The following is a 16,242-nucleotide window of genomic DNA, read 5'->3' as shown; positions in this document are numbered from 1 at the left end:
GTGGTGGGCTTACCGTTCACCCCACGAGTCGCCCCCGTATGTTGGTATTTATTATTCGACGCCTGTTTCAAGCTGTGTTGGTGATGCTCACCGTTAGCTTGCTGGCGTTTATTTTGTTTAGATATATTGGTGACCCTGTCACCGCTATGCTCGGTCAAGATGCGACTGACGCAGATCGTATTGCGCTACGCGCTAGTTTGGGATTGGATCAATCCGCCTTAGTCCAGTTCTGGCACTTTGTACAAAATGCCATTCATGGCGAGTTTGGCCTGTCTTTACGTCAAGGTCAAAGTGTTTCAGAATTACTTAAAGACCGGCTTCCTGCTACCGTAGAGCTCTCTGTAGTAGCGGCTATCTTAGCCTTAGTCATTGGTCTGCCCTTAGGCGTTTACACCGCGTTAAATCGTAATGGCATGATCTCACAAGCCATTCTCGCCTTTTCGCTTCTAGGCATTTCCTTACCTACCTTTTTAATCGGAATCCTACTCATTTTGGTGATGTCCGTACAGCTAGGCTGGTTGCCCAGCTATGGTCGCGGAGACGTCTCGTACTTTGGTTGGTGGAGCACTGGCATGCTATCCATTGATGGCTGGAAACACTTAATCCTACCCGCCATTACCCTCTCTCTATTTCAGCTGACCTTAATTTTGCGATTGGTGCGCTCTGAAATGCTAGAGGTTTTACGCAGCGATTACATTAAATTTGCTCGCGCACGGGGCCTAAGTCAACGTGCCATCCATTTTGGCCATGCCCTAAAAAACACCATGGTCCCTGTCATTACCATCACCGGCTTACAACTGGGTGGCATTATCGCTTTTGCTATCGTTACCGAGACCGTATTCCAATGGCCGGGTATGGGTTTACTCTTTATCCAAGCCGTCCAGTTTGCTGACGTTCCCGTTATGGCGGCGTATCTGTGCTTAATTGCTTTAGTGTTCGTCTGTATTAACTTAATCGTAGATTTGCTCTACTTTGCTGTTGATCCCCGTCTGCGCGTGGGCTTAAACCGTGGGGGGAATCACTAATGGGTGCATTACACCGTTTTTGGGATAGTGATTTAGCTTGGGCTTGGCGTCATTCACCGGTTGCCATTTTTGGTACGGTAATGACGGCCCTCTTATTTATAGGCGCCTTTGGTGCGCCTTGGGTCGCCCCACACAACCCCTTTGATCTCGCCTCGATTAACCTAATGGATGCTCTACTGCCTCCGGTTTGGGAGGACGATGGCATCAGCACCTACCTTTTAGGCACAGATAGCCAAGGTCGAGATCTCTTCTCGTCCTTGCTTTACGGTACGCGAATTTCACTTTTAATTGGGATTGCGTCAGTAGCACTGGCCATGGTGGTAGGAATTATACTTGGGCTTATTGCAGGCTACGCCGGTGGGCGTATCGATGCGTTTATTATGCGCGTCGCCGATGTACAGCTCTCTTTTCCCGCTATTTTAATTGCCCTCTTAATTGACGGGGTAGCTCGGGCTGCTGTACCTCAAGAGCTGCTTGAGATCATTGCCTTTCCCGTCTTAGTCGGCGCAATTGCCTTAGCTGGCTGGCCTCAATATGCTCGTACAGTACGTGGTTCTGCCATGGTGGAAAAAAACCGAGAATATGTACAAGCAGCCAAAGTCATTGGCGTATCTGGCCCACGCATTATGTTTAATCATGTGCTACCAAACGTCATGGGGCCGGTTTTAGTATTAGCCACAGTGCATTTAGCCACAGCCATTATTACCGAGGCAACGCTCTCCTTTTTAGGCGTAGGCGTCCCCCCGACTTCACCCTCATTAGGAACCTTAATTCGCATAGGAAATGACTTCCTTTTTTCAGGTGAATGGTGGATTACCATCTTCCCGGGACTGGTCTTAATTTTACTTGTCCTTTCTGTGAACCTACTAGGTGATTGGTTGCGCGATGCGCTCAATCCACGATTGAACTGATATGAGCGCCTTACTCGAAGTCAAAAATCTAAACGTTGAATTCCCCACTCGTCGTGGGGTTCTCACCGCCTTAAATGACGTTTCCTTTAGTATTAACAATGGGGAAGTGCTAGGCGTAGTAGGAGAATCAGGTGCGGGCAAATCCTTAACCGGCAGCTCCATCATTGGACTCCTTGATCCCCCTGGGCGCATTGCTGGGGGTGAAATTCACTTTAACGGTAGACGTATAGACAATTTATCTGAGGCACGTATGCGCCGCATACGCGGGCGTGAAATTGGCGCTATTTTCCAAGACCCACTCACCTCATTAAATCCGTTATACACTGTCGGGCAACAGCTCACTGAAACCATCCAAACGCATTTGGACTTCACGCACAAACAAGCGCGTGAACGCGCAATAGAGCTTTTAGAGTCCACAGGCATACCAGCTGCTCGTGAGCGTATTGACCATTACCCACATCAGTTCTCAGGCGGTATGCGTCAACGGGTCGTCATTGCTTTAGCTCTAGCAGCAGAGCCCAAACTCATTGTGGCAGACGAGCCCACCACAGCCCTAGACGTTTCTATTCAAGCCCAGATCATTGATCTATTAAAAAATCTCTGTAAAGTCCACGGCACATCTGTGATGTTAATTACCCATGACATGGGTGTTATTGCAGAAACCGCAGACCGTGTTGCGGTTATGTATGCAGGACGAATCATTGAGATCGGCCCAGTGCAAGACGTGATACAGCGCCCTTTACACCCCTATACCACGGGCCTAATGCGTTCTATACCCGGCCTAGAGCCTGATGTAAAACGCCTAGAACAAATCCCAGGTAGTATGCCTCGCCTAAATGCGATCCCTAAAGGCTGTGCATTTAACCCCCGTTGTAAACATGTCATGGAACGTTGTCAGGTGGAGCGCCCAGAGCTCATGGAGGTCGCAGGGCGCCAAGTGGCCTGTTGGTTACACGAAGGAGAACTACTATGAATACGCCTTTAGTCGAGGTCAAAGACGCTGCGCGTTATTTTGATGTGTCGCCTTCGTGGTTAGAGCGCACTGTTTATCGTAAACCTAAGGTTCTACTACGTGCCGTAGATGGGGTAAGTTTCACCCTCAAAAAAGGCGAAACCTTAGCCTTAGTTGGCGAATCTGGCTGCGGTAAATCCACGGTGGCTCGATTGCTCACTGGTTTATATGGCCTAAGCCATGGCTCTATTCAATTTGATGGCATGAATATAGCCACCATGAACCACAGCCAAAAACAAGCAATGCGTCGCCGTTTACAAATGATTTTTCAAGATCCATACGCAAGCCTAAATCCACGTTGGCGTGTAGGTCGCATCATTGCAGAACCCTTAAATACGCACACCAAACTCAGTGCGACCGAGCAAGCAGAACGCGTCAGCGAACTGCTCACACAAGTCGGCCTTAACCCATCGGATCAGAATCGGTACCCACATCAATTTTCGGGGGGGCAACGCCAGCGTATTTCCATTGCACGCGCTCTAGCTCTCAACCCCGAATTTATTGTATGTGACGAGCCAACCTCAGCCTTAGATGTATCGGTGCAAGCTCAGGTACTCAACCTGATGAAAGACCTACAACAACGCTTGGGCCTTAGCTATTTATTCATCTCGCATAATCTGGCTGTTGTACACCATGTCGCAGACCGAGTGGGTGTTATGTATTTAGGCCGGATTGTAGAAATCGCAGATAGGGATACTCTGTTTGCAACCCCACTGCACCCTTATACACAGATGCTACTTGGTGCCATTCCTGACATGAGTGGTAGCGGCAAGGCACGTATCCCTGTCGCAGGAGAGGTCCCTAACCCACTTAACCCTCCTGCTGGGTGTACCTTCCACCCTCGCTGCCCCTTAGCGAATGACCGTTGTAAACAACAAAAACCGGAACTACGCCAACATAATGGCATTCAAATAGCCTGTCATGCCGTAGAAGAAGGACGCTCTTAACTCAAGATCGTTACACAATAAAAAAGGCACCTCAATGGTGCCTTTTTTATTTTTATAGCGACTATTATTTATCGGCAAAAGTATTCAAATGACAAGACAATACATCTGCAATCGCACGATCATCTAAACCTCGTGCGCGTAAATCAGCAGCTAATGCGTCCACATTCACATCCACCAATTGTCGGATTGCACCGCTTGGGCGATCTTCACGTTTAATACGAAAATTGAACTCTCGCTCTGGCGTGGAATACACCTGATAGCGCATAACCTCATCAATGTTATTTTGCGCATCAAACGTTAACACCACTGGTTCAATGTCAAACAATTGAGGCGTTTCTATATATTCGGTAGCACAAATAATGACTTGGTCACCACGCTGACAGGTTCGTGCAGCAGCGCCATTCAAAATACAACAACGTGAACCCGGTTCGCCATAAATCACATAGGTGCTAATGCGCGCCCCACTGTCTTTATTCCAAATTTCGACGAATTCCATGGGTAGAATGCCCGCCTCTGCGCACATATCGGGGTCCAAGGTAATAGAACCGTGGTAGTTCAAATCTGCACCCGTAATCGTAATACCATGCAGCTTTGCTCGAACAATTTTTTTCATGAAGATCACACTAAGAAGAAAGCGAATGGCCTTAATTATACGAATTTAACGGCAAGCTAGGGATAAAACTCATCGCTTACTAAGGCTTGAACCTCTGCGGGAGTTAAATAACGGGACTCGCCCAGAGCTAAATCCGCATCTAAGGCCACCGGCCCAATACGCTCGCGATGCAAAGTCAAAACCAAATTCCCCAGCGAAGCAAACATCCGTTTGACTTGGTGGTAACGCCCCTCTTGAATGGTCAAGCGGGCGGTACGCTCATCAATGCGCTCAAGCACAGCGGGTAATGTGGGTTTATCGTCCCCATTTAACAACACCCCCTCCTGAAATAAGCGCTCGGCGTGATCGGGCAAGGGTTCTGCTAAGGTCGCCACATAGACCTTGTCGCATTCCTGTTTGGGGGAAATAATTCGATGCGTCCAATGACCATCATCGGTGATTAGAATCAAACCCGTGGTGTCCACATCCAGTCGACCTACGGTATGCAACCGCTCACGTTTTTCGATGTCTAAAAGCGTCATTACGGATGGATACAGGCTATTTTTTAAGCTGCACTCATAGCCTGCCGGTTTATTTAGCATCAGGTAACGTAGTCCCACCAAGGCCAAAGGTTCCTCATCCCACATCACCACATCATCCTCGTTAAGGATATAAGCCCCTTTGGTGATGACCTCTCCATTCACCGTGATTTCACCGCTCTTGAGCACTTTACGTGCATCAGAGCGGCTAAGGTCGGTGCTTTCACTTAAAAACCTGTCCAGACGCATTCTATTTCCATTAAAATCTAAATATCAATATTGCCAGCTTGCAAAGCATGCTTTTCAATAAAGGCGCGACGTGGTTCAACCTCATCACCCATCAACGTCGTAAAGACCTGATCGGCAGAGATAGCGTCTTCGATCTGCACACGTAGTAAGCGACGCGCGGATGGGTCCATGGTGGTTTCCCATAGCTGATCCGGATTCATCTCACCTAGACCTTTATATCGCTGTTTAGATACGCCTCGTTCTGCTTCGGCACGTAACCACTGCACCGCATCACGGAAGTCCTCGATAGGCTGTTCTTTGGGGTTTTCGCCCTCTCCACGAGCGATCTTAGCGCCTTTACCGATCAACCCTAAGAAGGTTTCACCGGCACGCTTTAAGGTGAGGTAATCAGCACTCAACACAAAGGTTTTATCAAAAACACTGACGCGATGGTTACCATGATGCAAACGTCGCACAATGACTTGCCACGTGTCATTTTCTTCGTTTAGCTCGGCTCGCACCGCCACGTGATGAGGATTAGCGGGGTCTTGCAACATATCCTGTAAGGCTTGGGCCGACTGCACCGCTGCCTGCTCTGAGCTCAAGTCAATTTGCAAGCCCTCAGCCACCACAGATAAAGCCTCGCTATCGAACCAACGCCCCTGACGATTGATGACCTGATCAGCCAAGATGTACTGACGAACTAATTCCTCTAAGGTATCACCCGTAATCGGTTCCGCCCCGGCTTTAGGTGTTAACACGGCACCTTTCAGCGCTAAAGACAACATAAACTGGGCTTCTTCGGCATCATCTTTCAGATAACGCTCGGTACGACCCACTTTCACTTTATAAAGAGGAGGCTGAGCAATATAGATGTAACCACGCTCTACCAGTTCAGGCATTTGTCTATAAAGCAACGTCAGCAATAACGTACGAATGTGAGCACCATCCACGTCCGCATCCGTCATGATAATAATGCGATGGTAACGCAGCTTATCAATATCGAAATCGGGCCCAATACTCGTACCCAGAGCTGTAATCAACGTGGTAATTTGCTCACTGGCAATCAAACGATCAAAACGCGCTTTTTCTACGTTTAGTACTTTACCGCGCAACGGCAAAATAGCTTGGAATTTACGGTCTCGGCCTTGTTTGGCAGAGCCACCCGCCGAGTCCCCTTCCACAATATACAATTCAGATTTTGCAGGATCTTTTTCCTGACAGTCTGCCAGTTTTCCTGGCAAACCGGCCCCTTCTAGGACACTTTTACGGCGAGTTACCTCACGGGCTTTACGGGCCGCCTCACGGGCTCGAGCTGCCTCAATGACCTTGCTACATACAGCACGCGCATCAGCCGGATTTTCTAGCAACCAGGTCTCTAAGGTTCTGGCGACCGCATCCTCTACAGCTGGACGCACCTCGCTGGAAACCAGTTTATCTTTGGTCTGGCTACTGAACTTAGGCTCAGGAACTTTTACCGACAGAACACATGCTAAACCTTCACGCATGTCGTCACCCGTGGTGTCGACTTTGGCGCGTTTAGCCAGATCATTATCATTAATGTATTTATTCAACACACGGGTCATGGCGGCACGCAAGCCTGTTAGGTGGCTACCCCCATCACGCTGTGGAATATTATTGGTAAAACACAATACATTTTCAGCGTAGCTATCATTCCATTGCATAGCAATCTCTACGCCGACTAGCGTACCGCCCGCCTCAGACTCGGTAGTCACTGAGAACACGTTCGGATGTAAAACCGTTTTGCCATTATTGATGTATTCAACAAAGCCCTTTACACCACCTAAAAAAGCAAAGTTTTCCTCTTTGCCCTGACGTTCATCCACCAAACGAACTTTAACGCCATTATTTAGGAAAGACAGTTCACGTAGGCGTTTTGCCAAAATATCGTAGTGATAGTCTATATCTGTAAAAATTTCGCCGTCAGCCAAATAACGAACTAGAGTCCCGCTTTGCTCTGTTTCACCCACAATATGCAATGGAGCTTCACGTTCTCCACGCTGAAAGCGTAATTGATGCTCATGACCATTACGCCAAATTGTTAGCTCTAACCACTCGGATAAGGCGTTTACACATGACACACCCACACCGTGTAAACCACCAGAAACCTTATAGGAGTTTTGGTCGAACTTACCACCGGCATGCAGCTCGGTCATTACAATTTCAGCAGCACTACGGTGCTCTTCATCATCCCGGTGAATATCCGTAGGAATACCACGCCCATTATCACGGACTGAAATACTATTGTCAGAGTGAATCGTGACCACAATGTCATCACAATGACCAGCTAAAGCCTCGTCAATGGCGTTATCTACTACCTCGAACACCATGTGATGCAAACCAGTACCGTCGGAGGTGTCCCCTATGTACATGCCAGGGCGTTTACGAACCGCCTCTAGCCCTTTAAGCATCTTAATAGAATCCGCACCGTAATCGGGTTGGTTAGTCGTTGTTTGATCTGCCATGAATATAGTTACCTGTTTTGAGTCATAACGCTACGCCTATATAGGCGTAGCTACGGCTGCGTTAATCAGTATGAAACCAATCAAATACGCATCGGCATGACTACATATTTAAATGCGTCTTCTTCGGGTAGGGTGACTAATACAGATGCATTGGAATCGGGCTGTACCGACCAACGAATATCTTGGGTTTTAGTATTAGCCAATACGTCCAACAGATAGCTGACGTTAAAACCTACGTCTAAAGACTCGTACGCATAATCCACTTCAAGTTCTTCGCGGGCTTCTTCTTGCTCTGCATTAGATGCAGAGATTTTCATTAGGTTTTCACCTAATTGAATACGTACCCCACGCAATTTATCCGTAGTTAAAATCGCAGCCCGCTGCAAACTACCTTGCAATGCTTCGCGGTTAATCACGAAATGACGGGTGTAGGAGGTTGGAATAACACGCGTATAGTCGGGGAATTTACCTTCGACTAATTTCGTAATTAACTCTACCCCATCAAAATAAAAACGCATTTGACCTGCAGCGACTTCGATTTGTACCGGCACATCGGTATCACCTAAGAGACGCTGTAGCTCTAGCACTGTTTTACGTGGAACAATGACATCGTGACGGTCATCAATGCCTTGAGCATCTGCGGCATGGTGTGCAAGTCGGTGACCATCGGTAGCCACTGTACGGACTACGCCGGGCTCAAACACAAACAGCATGCCATTCAAATAATAACGGATGTCCTGTTGTGCCATCGCAAAATGCACAGAGTTTAATAAATGCTTAAAGGATTTTTGCTGCAACGCAAAAGAAACATCCCACTGAGCAGGCTGAGCTAATGTGGGGAAATCGCCAGCATCCATCGTCTGCAGCGCAAAGCGGCTACGTCCTGATTGAACTAATAATTTACCGTCTTCTAGTGTGAGGGAGACGTCACCGCTACCCGGTAAAGCACGCAAAATATCCAATAATTTACGTGCAGCTACTGTAGTAGAAACCATCTCATCACCCACACCAAAGTCAGCGTGTGTAGTGATCTGTACCTCTAGGTCTGTAGCAATAAAGGACACACGACTGCCCTCTTTGCGCAATAAGATATTTGCCAAAATAGGCAAGGTATGACGACGCTCGACAATCCCTACGACTGTCGTTAAAGGCTTGAGCAGCGCATCACGCGAGGCTTGTACGAGTAGCATAGTTATCCTTTTAGGGTTTGTTCTAAAACGTGTAAAGAATGATTGAGTTCGCTGTCTGAGCGACGAGCATCCCCTATTTTACGTACTGCATGCAGTACCGTGGTGTGATCTCTTCCACCAAATAAATCACCAATTTCCGGCAAGCTTTTTTGGGTTAATTCTTTAACCAAATACATCGCAATTTGACGCGGTACGGCAATATTAGCGGGACGACGCTTAGAGTACATGTCAGAAACTTTAATTTTATAAAAGTCCGCCACCGTTTTCTGAATGTTTTCGACTGTTATCTGACCATTCGACACAGAAAGCAAATCTTTCAATGCCTCTTTGCAGATTTCAACCGTTAATACATCCCGCTCGTGAAATCGAGCATAAGCCGCCACCGTGCGTAACGCGCCCTCTAGTTCACGCACATTACTACGTAAATGTTTAGCGATAAAAAAAGCGACCTCTTTAGGCATTGCTACGCCATCGTGCTGCGCTTTTCGCAGTAATATGGCAACCCGCATTTCTAGCTCCGGAGGCTCAATATGCACTGTTAAACCGGAATCGAAACGCGAAATTAAACGACTTTCAATATTCGATAGTTCTTTGGGATATGTGTCCGACGTGATGATAATTTGTTTGCGTTGAGCCACCATGGCCTCAAACGCATAGAAAAATTCCTCTTGGGTACGATTTTTACCCGCAAAAAATTGAATATCATCAATTAATAATAAGTCTAGCGAGTGGTAATAATGTTTGAACTCATCAAAAGCCTTACGCTGATAGGCTTTAACCACATCCGACACATACTGATCTGCATGTACATAACGTACTTTTACGCCTCGGCCCCGAGCTACCATGGCATTACCCACCGCATGAATCAAATGCGTTTTGCCTAAGCCAACCCCACCATATAAAAACAGCGGGTTATAAGACGTGCCTGGGTTTTCAGCGACCTGTAGGGCGGCAGCGCGAGCTAATTGATTGGCTTTACCCGTGACAAAGTTATCAAAACTAAGATCCGGATTAAGACGTGATTGATTGTTATTCCCCCCACCCACAGCCGAGCTAGCGGCGACAGTGGTAGCGGGAATGGCTTGCTCTGGAGAAAACACGGTAGGTATTGCAGGAATATCACCGGTTGCCGACTGAGCCTGTATACGTGCCTGTTGTATGCCTTGTGCGGTTATCAGCGGTTGTGGCGCAGCCGTAGATTGAGCTAGCTCTAGTTGAAGCTCTACTGGCGCACCAAACCACTCGGTCGCAATTTCTTGGATGCGGTGCGAAAAATTTTTTCGCACCCAATCTAACTTAAAACGATTAGGCGCAGACATGCGCAGCACGGACTGATCCTGATCAAAGCCCAAAGGCTCTAAGGGTTTAATCCAAGCGCTGATTTGTTGAGGAGGCAGGTCTTGCTCTAGACGTTGTACACAGGAAAGCCAAAACTCGTTCATTTTTTTCACTATAGTAAACCTTAATTCTACCGCTTAACCACAGACTTATCCACAGCCACGTCATGATTAAGGCTCTTTTATCCACAGGCTGATTTTTTTATAATTCCTTTCCCTACAAACAACAAAATACATAGGGCTTTGTCGCGCTTTAAGGTAAAATGCCGGGTACTCTATTAGCTTTGCGACTTTTACTATTGACTAAATAGCTAAAACTTGCTGAAATAATAGTCTTTTGTAGAATTTTTGTTGCCAGAAACCTAGTTTTTGCTGCAAAACGCCATCCTATTTATGATTTATCATCAATAAAAAGCGTTTTTTCAGGGGTTAGGTTCGGTCTTTAAGGCGTTTTCTGGCGGCACTTTTATTTGTGGACTAACCATGAAGCGCACATATCAACCATCAGTTACCCGTCGCAAACGCACGCACGGTTTTCGCATCCGCATGAAAACCCGTGGCGGCCGTGCCGTACTTAACGCTCGCCGCTCCAAAGGCCGCAAGCGTTTAGCCGTTTAATCGGCTGCAGGTGCCTTTGGGCACATACTGGAAAGGTCGCATCATCTAATGCGTACTGATTATCCAGCCTCTGCACGATTACATCGCCCCTCCGAATACGCCTTAGCCCTAAAGGGCAAGCGTATAGCACGAGGGGCTTTGTTCGTAATTAATACTCCTCGTCAACCAACGCCTAGTTCACAAGACACGGCAAGGCTTGGCTTAATCATTCCCAAACGCCTGGCAGCGAAAGCTGTTACACGCAACACCATAAAACGCGTCATCCGCGAAGCCTTTAGGTTACGACGTCCTGATTTAGCCCACAAAGATCTGGTTTTTAGATTGCACAGTAAAGTGCCTGAGTTATCTTTACGCCAACTACGCAAGCAAGTGCGGGACGAAGTCGATGGTTTATTGCAAAAGGTGCGGTAATGAAAATCCTCTTTATAGGCTGTGTGCGTTTTTACCAAATAGCGATAAGCCCTTGGCTTGGTCGTAATTGCCGGTATTTACCCACCTGTTCAGCCTATACTATCGAAGCCATTGAAACACACGGTGCTTGGCGTGGGGTATGGTTAGGTATTAAACGCATTAGTCGTTGCCACCCTTGGGGCGACAGCGGCTATGATCCTGTCCCACACAAAAAGCACTAACTCAATTCATCTACCCTACAAGCCGCCCATGAGTCGTACTCAATACTACCTAAATAATGACTTTGGCTTATTCTTTGTATAAACAGGCGCTATGGACATTCGACGCACCATCCTTTGGATGATCTTTTCCTTTTCGCTCCTGCTACTTTGGAACAACTGGCAAGAGCACAACGGCAAACCCTCTTTGTTTGCTAACACGCCAGCCGCTGAAGAGCAGGCTAATACGTCTTCAACAGCTGCAGCTGACCCGGCTGTTCCTCAAGGAATCGCTCCGACCTCAAGCACCCCTGACCTACCTAACCCTAGTTCAGTCAGCACCGCCTCTGAGATCACTACAGTCAGTACCGATGTATACAATCTGAGCTTTGATAGCATAGGCGCTCAACTCGTTAAGGCCGAATTAACTCAATTTGCCTCCCCTGACGAAAATACTGAGCACATGCTGCTTTTGAATAACTCAGCACAATCGACCTATATGGCTCAAACCGGTGTAGTGAATGCTCCGGCAGGTCAATCTTACCCTACACATCTAACCCCTTTCCGTTTGATCTCCAATGAGACAATACTGAATGGTGATACCTTAGATGTCGTGTTTGAAGCTACCGCTGACCAGGTTCGAGTCATCAAGACCTACACCCTAACAAAGGGCAGCTACGACATTAAAGTAACGCACACCATCGAAAACCAAGGTGAGCAAACCATTACTCCTTCTGTCTATCTACAGCTGTATCGTGATGGAAACAGCCCCTCGGACTCGTCTAAGCTATACCGTACCTATACAGGTCCAGTCGTCTATTCCGAGGCTGATAAATTTCAAAAAGTCGACTTCTCTGACATAGACAAAGGTAAAGCAAAATACACACAGTCCGCGAATAACGGCTGGGTCGGCATGGTGCAGCACTACTTTGCTAGCGCATGGGTGCCAGCAAATGGGGTCGAACGTAAAAACGAACTTCTACGTGTTGCCGATAATTTATACGCCGTTCGTACGATTGTGCCAGCAGGCCCTATTGCCGCAGGCCAATCTCAATCCTTAACCGCTGACTTATGGGTTGGTCCTCAAGATCAAAAAGCCATGAGCTCCGTTGCCAAAGGCCTTGATTTGGTCGTTGATTATGGCTGGCTAACCATTATCTCCAAACCCCTATTCACCATCTTGACATGGCTACACAGCTTGATTGGTAACTGGGGTTGGGCCATTGTATTGCTAACCGTTTTAATCAAATTAGCCTTCTACCCCTTGTCTGCTGCTAGCTACAAGTCAATGGCTAAAATGAAGCAAGTGACTCCTCGTATGCAAGCCATTCGAGAACAGCATGCAGGTGACAAAGTCAAACAAAACCAAGCCATGATGGAGCTATACCGCAATGAGAAAATTAATCCATTAGGTGGCTGTTTACCTATGGTTATTCAAATTCCGGTCTTTATTGCTCTGTACTGGGTCTTACTGGGTAGTGTCGAAATGCGTGGGGCTCCATGGGCTCTATGGATTCACGACTTATCCGCTCGTGATCCATGGATGATTCTACCTGCTATAATGATGCTCACCATGTTCTTGCAGATCAAATTGAACCCCACTCCTCCAGATCCAATGCAAGCTAAGGTCATGATGATCATGCCACTTGTTTTTGGTGGAATGATGTTCTTCTTCCCTGCTGGTTTGGTGCTTTACTGGGTAGTCAACAACGCGTTGTCCATTGCTCAACAGCAATACATCAACCGTAAAATAGCCAACTCAGAACAAGCGAAAAAAGTCGGTTAATCACCGGTTTTAACGTACTCAAAATAGCCTCAGCCATCTTCAGCTGAGGCTATTTTTTTGACTAATCATTAGTTATTAACTATCGGCCTGTTTAGTTTATTTAATTTTCATTATCAGGAACAATCACTTACACTAACGATGAAAACCCACCCCTTATTACTCGGAACTGACATGACAAAAAAATCCACTATCACTACAGCTGCAGGCAGACCTGTAAGCCACAATAACAACTCAATGACGGCAGGCCCCCGAGGGCCAGTGTTAATGCAAGACACTTGGCTACTGGAAAAACTCGCTCACTTCAACCGTGAGCGTATTCCAGAGCGCGTCGTACATGCCAAGGGCGCAGGGGCATTTGGAACATTTACTGTCACCCATGACATTAGCCAATACAGCTGTGCTGACGTATTTAAAATGGGCAAAAAAACTCCTTTATTAGCCCGTTTTTCTACGGTTGCAGGCGAGGCGGGTGCGGCTGATGCCGAGCGTGATGTACGTGGTTTTTCTTTTAAATTTTATACTGACGAAGGCAACTGGGATATGGTGGGAAATAACACCCCAGTCTTCTTTATCCGTGATCCCCTAAAGTTCCCTGACTTTATTCACACTCAAAAACGGGAGCCTCATACTCATTTACGTAATATGAATGCGGCATGGGATTTTTGGTCACTTAGCCCTGAATCATTACACCAAGTCACAATTCTAATGAGTGATCGAGGTCTACCCAAAAACTTCCGCCAAATTCATGGTTTTGGCTCACACACATACAGCCTAATCAACGCTCAAGGAGTACGTCACTGGGTTAAATTTCACTTTAAATCCCAGCAAGGCATTGCGAATTACACCAACGAAGAAGCTGAAAAAATTGTGGGATCAGACCGAGAAAGTGCTATTCGTGACTTATATGAAAACATCGAAGCCAACAATTTCCCACGTTGGAATCTACGCATTCAGGTCATGAGCGAAGAGCAAGCCTTGAACTACCATCTAAACCCCTTTGACTTAACCAAAGTATGGCCTCATGGCGACTTTCCTTTAATTGATGTAGGGGTTGTGGAGCTCAACCAAAACCCTGATAACTACTTTGCTCAAGTCGAACAAGCCGCCTTCTCGCCTGCAAATATCGTACCTGGTATCGGCTATTCTCCGGACCGAATGCTACAAGGTCGTTTGTTTGCTTATGGCGATACACAACGCTACCGTTTGGGTATCAATCACAATCAAATTCCAGTCAATGCCCCCCGCTGCCCTTTCCATAATAGCTTCCATCGTGATGGGGCCATGCGTGTTGATGACAATCAGAGCAACAAGCCTAACTATGAGCCTAATAGCGAAAACACATGGCAAGAATCTCATTACCAAGAGCCTCCTTTAGCTTTAGATGGCAAAGCCGCAGAGCACTGGGATCACAGAGAAGACAGTGACTATTATTCACAACCAGGGGATCTATTTCGACTCATGAACGCAGATCAGCAACAGCAACTATTTAATAATATTGCTGCAGCCATGGAAGGGGTAGCAGATGCTATTATTGAGCGTCAACTCCAACACTTTCACCTAGCAGATCCTGCCTACGCCCAAGGGGTACGCCACGCGCTTGCTAAACGCAACGCCTAACCGTATTTCCATAGGACTATGTCGTTTCTGCACTGATACTACCCTATGAGCGCAATCACGTCTTATCCTATCGCTGCCATTACCACCGCCCCTGGTCGCGGTGGTATTGGTATAGTTCGTATTTCTGGCCCAGATCTCAGCGGCTTTATCCACTCTTTCTTTGCCCAAGAACTACGTCCCCGCCATGCCCATTTTTTAGCCTTTCTTGATGCTGACGGCCAAGCCATCGACGAGGGGATTGCGCTGTATTTTAAAGGGCCAAATTCTTATACCGGCGAAGACATTCTAGAACTACAAGGTCACGGAGGCACAGCCGTTCTACGACGTGTTTTAAACCGATGCTTTGAGGTCGGAGCCGCATTTGACCTACGCCACGCCGCTCCCGGTGAATTCACACAGCGCGCCTTTCTCAATGACCGTCTTGACTTAGCTCAGGCAGAGGCCGTTGCTGACTTAATTGATGCCTCCTCAGAGGCTGCTGCCAAAGGGGCTATGGCTTCATTAAGCGGTGCTTTTTCTCAACAAATCAATAACTTAGCAGATAAAATTATTCATTTACGGATGCTAGTAGAGGCAACGCTTGATTTTCCCGAAGAGGAAATTGATTTCCTAGAAAAATACCAAGCGGCAGATCAATTACGTCATATTGATGGACAACTTCAGCAGTTACGCCTTTTAGCTAAACAAGGCCAAGTCATGCGTGACGGACTGCATGTGGTCTTAGCAGGACAACCGAATGTAGGTAAATCCAGCTTACTTAATGCTTTAGCCGGGGATGATATTGCAATTGTGACAGACATCGCGGGGACCACTAGAGACCGAGTCACACAATTAATTCATATCGAAGGCATTCCTATTCATATCGTGGATACGGCAGGTTTGCGTGAAACCGACGACACCGTCGAAAGTATTGGTATACAACGTAGCTGGCAAGAGATTGCTAAAGCAAACGTGATCTTGCATTTATTGGATGGACGGCAACCTAATGACAACTCAGACCATGACATTATGGAACGTTTGCCTAAACACACTCCTACTCTGCAGATATTTAATAAATGTGACCTATTAAGTGCAGACCAACAAAACGCACTACCAAACGATAATAAGAATCATTTACAAATATCAGCGCAAACAGGGATGGGTTTAGATGAATTACGTCAACGCCTACTCCAGATAGCAGGTTGGTCAGCTAATGCAGAGTCTCCGTGGCTTGCTCGTGAACGACACTTGCACGCACTCGAGCGTTGTAACGATCACCTTAAAATGGCACAGTTCCACGCTAAACATGATGATCAGATTTTAGATCTATTCGCCGAAGAACTACGACTTGCTCATAATGAGCTTTG

The 16,242-nt window shown here is 47.0% G+C and carries 15 protein-coding genes; 10 read left to right on the top strand and 5 right to left on the bottom strand.

What is annotated here, in order from left to right; genetic code table 11:
- The first annotated feature begins 38 nt into the window (after nt 1–38).
- Genes Q0Z62_RS01155 through Q0Z62_RS01140 form a run of 4 tightly spaced genes read left to right on the top strand, consistent with a single transcriptional unit; the run spans nt 39 to nt 3,895 of the window.
- A complete protein-coding gene (locus tag Q0Z62_RS01155) occupies nt 39–1,025 on the top strand; it encodes an ABC transporter permease (protein WP_298050254.1) in 987 nt (328 codons plus the stop codon).
- Complete coding sequence (locus Q0Z62_RS01150; protein WP_298050253.1) at nt 1,025–1,936, top strand: ABC transporter permease; 912 nt, start codon at nt 1,025–1,027, stop codon at nt 1,934–1,936. Before Q0Z62_RS01155 ends, Q0Z62_RS01150 begins: the two co-directional genes overlap by 1 nt.
- 1 nt (nt 1,937) lies before the next feature.
- The gene (locus tag Q0Z62_RS01145) at nt 1,938–2,909 is read left to right on the top strand and encodes an ABC transporter ATP-binding protein (protein WP_298050252.1); all 972 of its coding nucleotides are present in this window, start codon (nt 1,938–1,940) and stop codon (nt 2,907–2,909) included.
- Nucleotides 2,906–3,895 (top strand): ABC transporter ATP-binding protein, encoded by a 990-nt coding sequence (locus tag Q0Z62_RS01140; protein WP_298050251.1) that lies wholly within the window; start codon nt 2,906–2,908, stop codon nt 3,893–3,895. The genes Q0Z62_RS01145 and Q0Z62_RS01140 overlap by 4 nt, the downstream gene beginning before the upstream one ends.
- A 64-nt stretch (nt 3,896–3,959) precedes the next feature.
- Here Q0Z62_RS01140 and panD read toward each other — a convergent pair whose 3' ends face one another.
- The 5 genes from panD to dnaA all read right to left on the bottom strand — a co-directional run bounded on the left by panD (nt 3,960) and on the right by dnaA (nt 10,372).
- Complete coding sequence (gene panD / locus Q0Z62_RS01135) at nt 3,960–4,508, bottom strand: aspartate 1-decarboxylase (RefSeq protein WP_269900941.1); 549 nt, start codon at nt 4,506–4,508, stop codon at nt 3,960–3,962.
- A 56-nt stretch (nt 4,509–4,564) separates the two neighbouring features.
- Nucleotides 4,565–5,275 carry a pseudouridine synthase gene (locus Q0Z62_RS01130; RefSeq protein WP_269900942.1) on the bottom strand — a complete coding sequence of 237 codons (711 nt, stop codon included), beginning with the start codon at nt 5,273–5,275 and terminating at the stop codon, nt 4,565–4,567.
- 17 nt (nt 5,276–5,292) lie between these two features.
- A complete protein-coding gene (gene gyrB, locus Q0Z62_RS01125; protein WP_269900943.1) occupies nt 5,293–7,740 on the bottom strand; it encodes a DNA topoisomerase (ATP-hydrolyzing) subunit B in 2,448 nt (815 codons plus the stop codon).
- Nucleotides 7,741–7,820: 80 nt separating this feature from the next.
- Nucleotides 7,821–8,930 carry a DNA polymerase III subunit beta gene (dnaN, locus tag Q0Z62_RS01120; RefSeq protein WP_269900944.1) on the bottom strand — a complete coding sequence of 370 codons (1,110 nt, stop codon included), beginning with the start codon at nt 8,928–8,930 and terminating at the stop codon, nt 7,821–7,823.
- A gap of 2 nt (nt 8,931–8,932) precedes the next feature.
- Complete coding sequence (gene dnaA / locus Q0Z62_RS01115; protein ID WP_269900945.1) at nt 8,933–10,372, bottom strand: chromosomal replication initiator protein DnaA; 1,440 nt, start codon at nt 10,370–10,372, stop codon at nt 8,933–8,935.
- A 378-nt stretch (nt 10,373–10,750) separates the two neighbouring features.
- On the opposite strand from dnaA, the gene rpmH reads away from it, so the two are divergent.
- The 6 genes from rpmH to mnmE all read left to right on the top strand — a co-directional run.
- The gene (rpmH, locus tag Q0Z62_RS01110; protein WP_269900946.1) at nt 10,751–10,885 is read left to right on the top strand and encodes a 50S ribosomal protein L34; all 135 of its coding nucleotides are present in this window, start codon (nt 10,751–10,753) and stop codon (nt 10,883–10,885) included.
- Nucleotides 10,886–10,933: 48 nt separating this feature from the next.
- The gene (rnpA, locus tag Q0Z62_RS01105; protein WP_298050250.1) at nt 10,934–11,296 is read left to right on the top strand and encodes a ribonuclease P protein component; all 363 of its coding nucleotides are present in this window, start codon (nt 10,934–10,936) and stop codon (nt 11,294–11,296) included.
- The gene (yidD, locus tag Q0Z62_RS01100; RefSeq protein WP_269900948.1) at nt 11,296–11,517 is read left to right on the top strand and encodes a membrane protein insertion efficiency factor YidD; all 222 of its coding nucleotides are present in this window, start codon (nt 11,296–11,298) and stop codon (nt 11,515–11,517) included. The genes rnpA and yidD overlap by 1 nt, the downstream gene beginning before the upstream one ends.
- A 91-nt stretch (nt 11,518–11,608) precedes the next feature.
- The gene (yidC, locus tag Q0Z62_RS01095) at nt 11,609–13,279 is read left to right on the top strand and encodes a membrane protein insertase YidC (RefSeq protein ID WP_298050249.1); all 1,671 of its coding nucleotides are present in this window, start codon (nt 11,609–11,611) and stop codon (nt 13,277–13,279) included.
- A gap of 171 nt (nt 13,280–13,450) precedes the next feature.
- Nucleotides 13,451–14,896 (top strand): catalase, encoded by a 1,446-nt coding sequence (locus Q0Z62_RS01090; RefSeq protein ID WP_298050248.1) that lies wholly within the window; start codon nt 13,451–13,453, stop codon nt 14,894–14,896.
- Nucleotides 14,897–14,941: 45 nt separating this feature from the next.
- The coding region (gene mnmE, locus Q0Z62_RS01085) for a tRNA uridine-5-carboxymethylaminomethyl(34) synthesis GTPase MnmE (RefSeq protein ID WP_298050247.1) at nt 14,942–16,242 on the top strand (1,301 nt) is incomplete at its 3' end.

Source organism: uncultured Paenalcaligenes sp., from assembly GCF_947630565.1.
Taxonomy (GTDB): domain Bacteria; phylum Pseudomonadota; class Gammaproteobacteria; order Burkholderiales; family Burkholderiaceae_B; genus Paenalcaligenes; species Paenalcaligenes faecalis.
The sequence above is the reverse complement of the archived record's forward strand: the minus strand, read 5'-3'. Positions and strand labels throughout refer to the sequence as shown.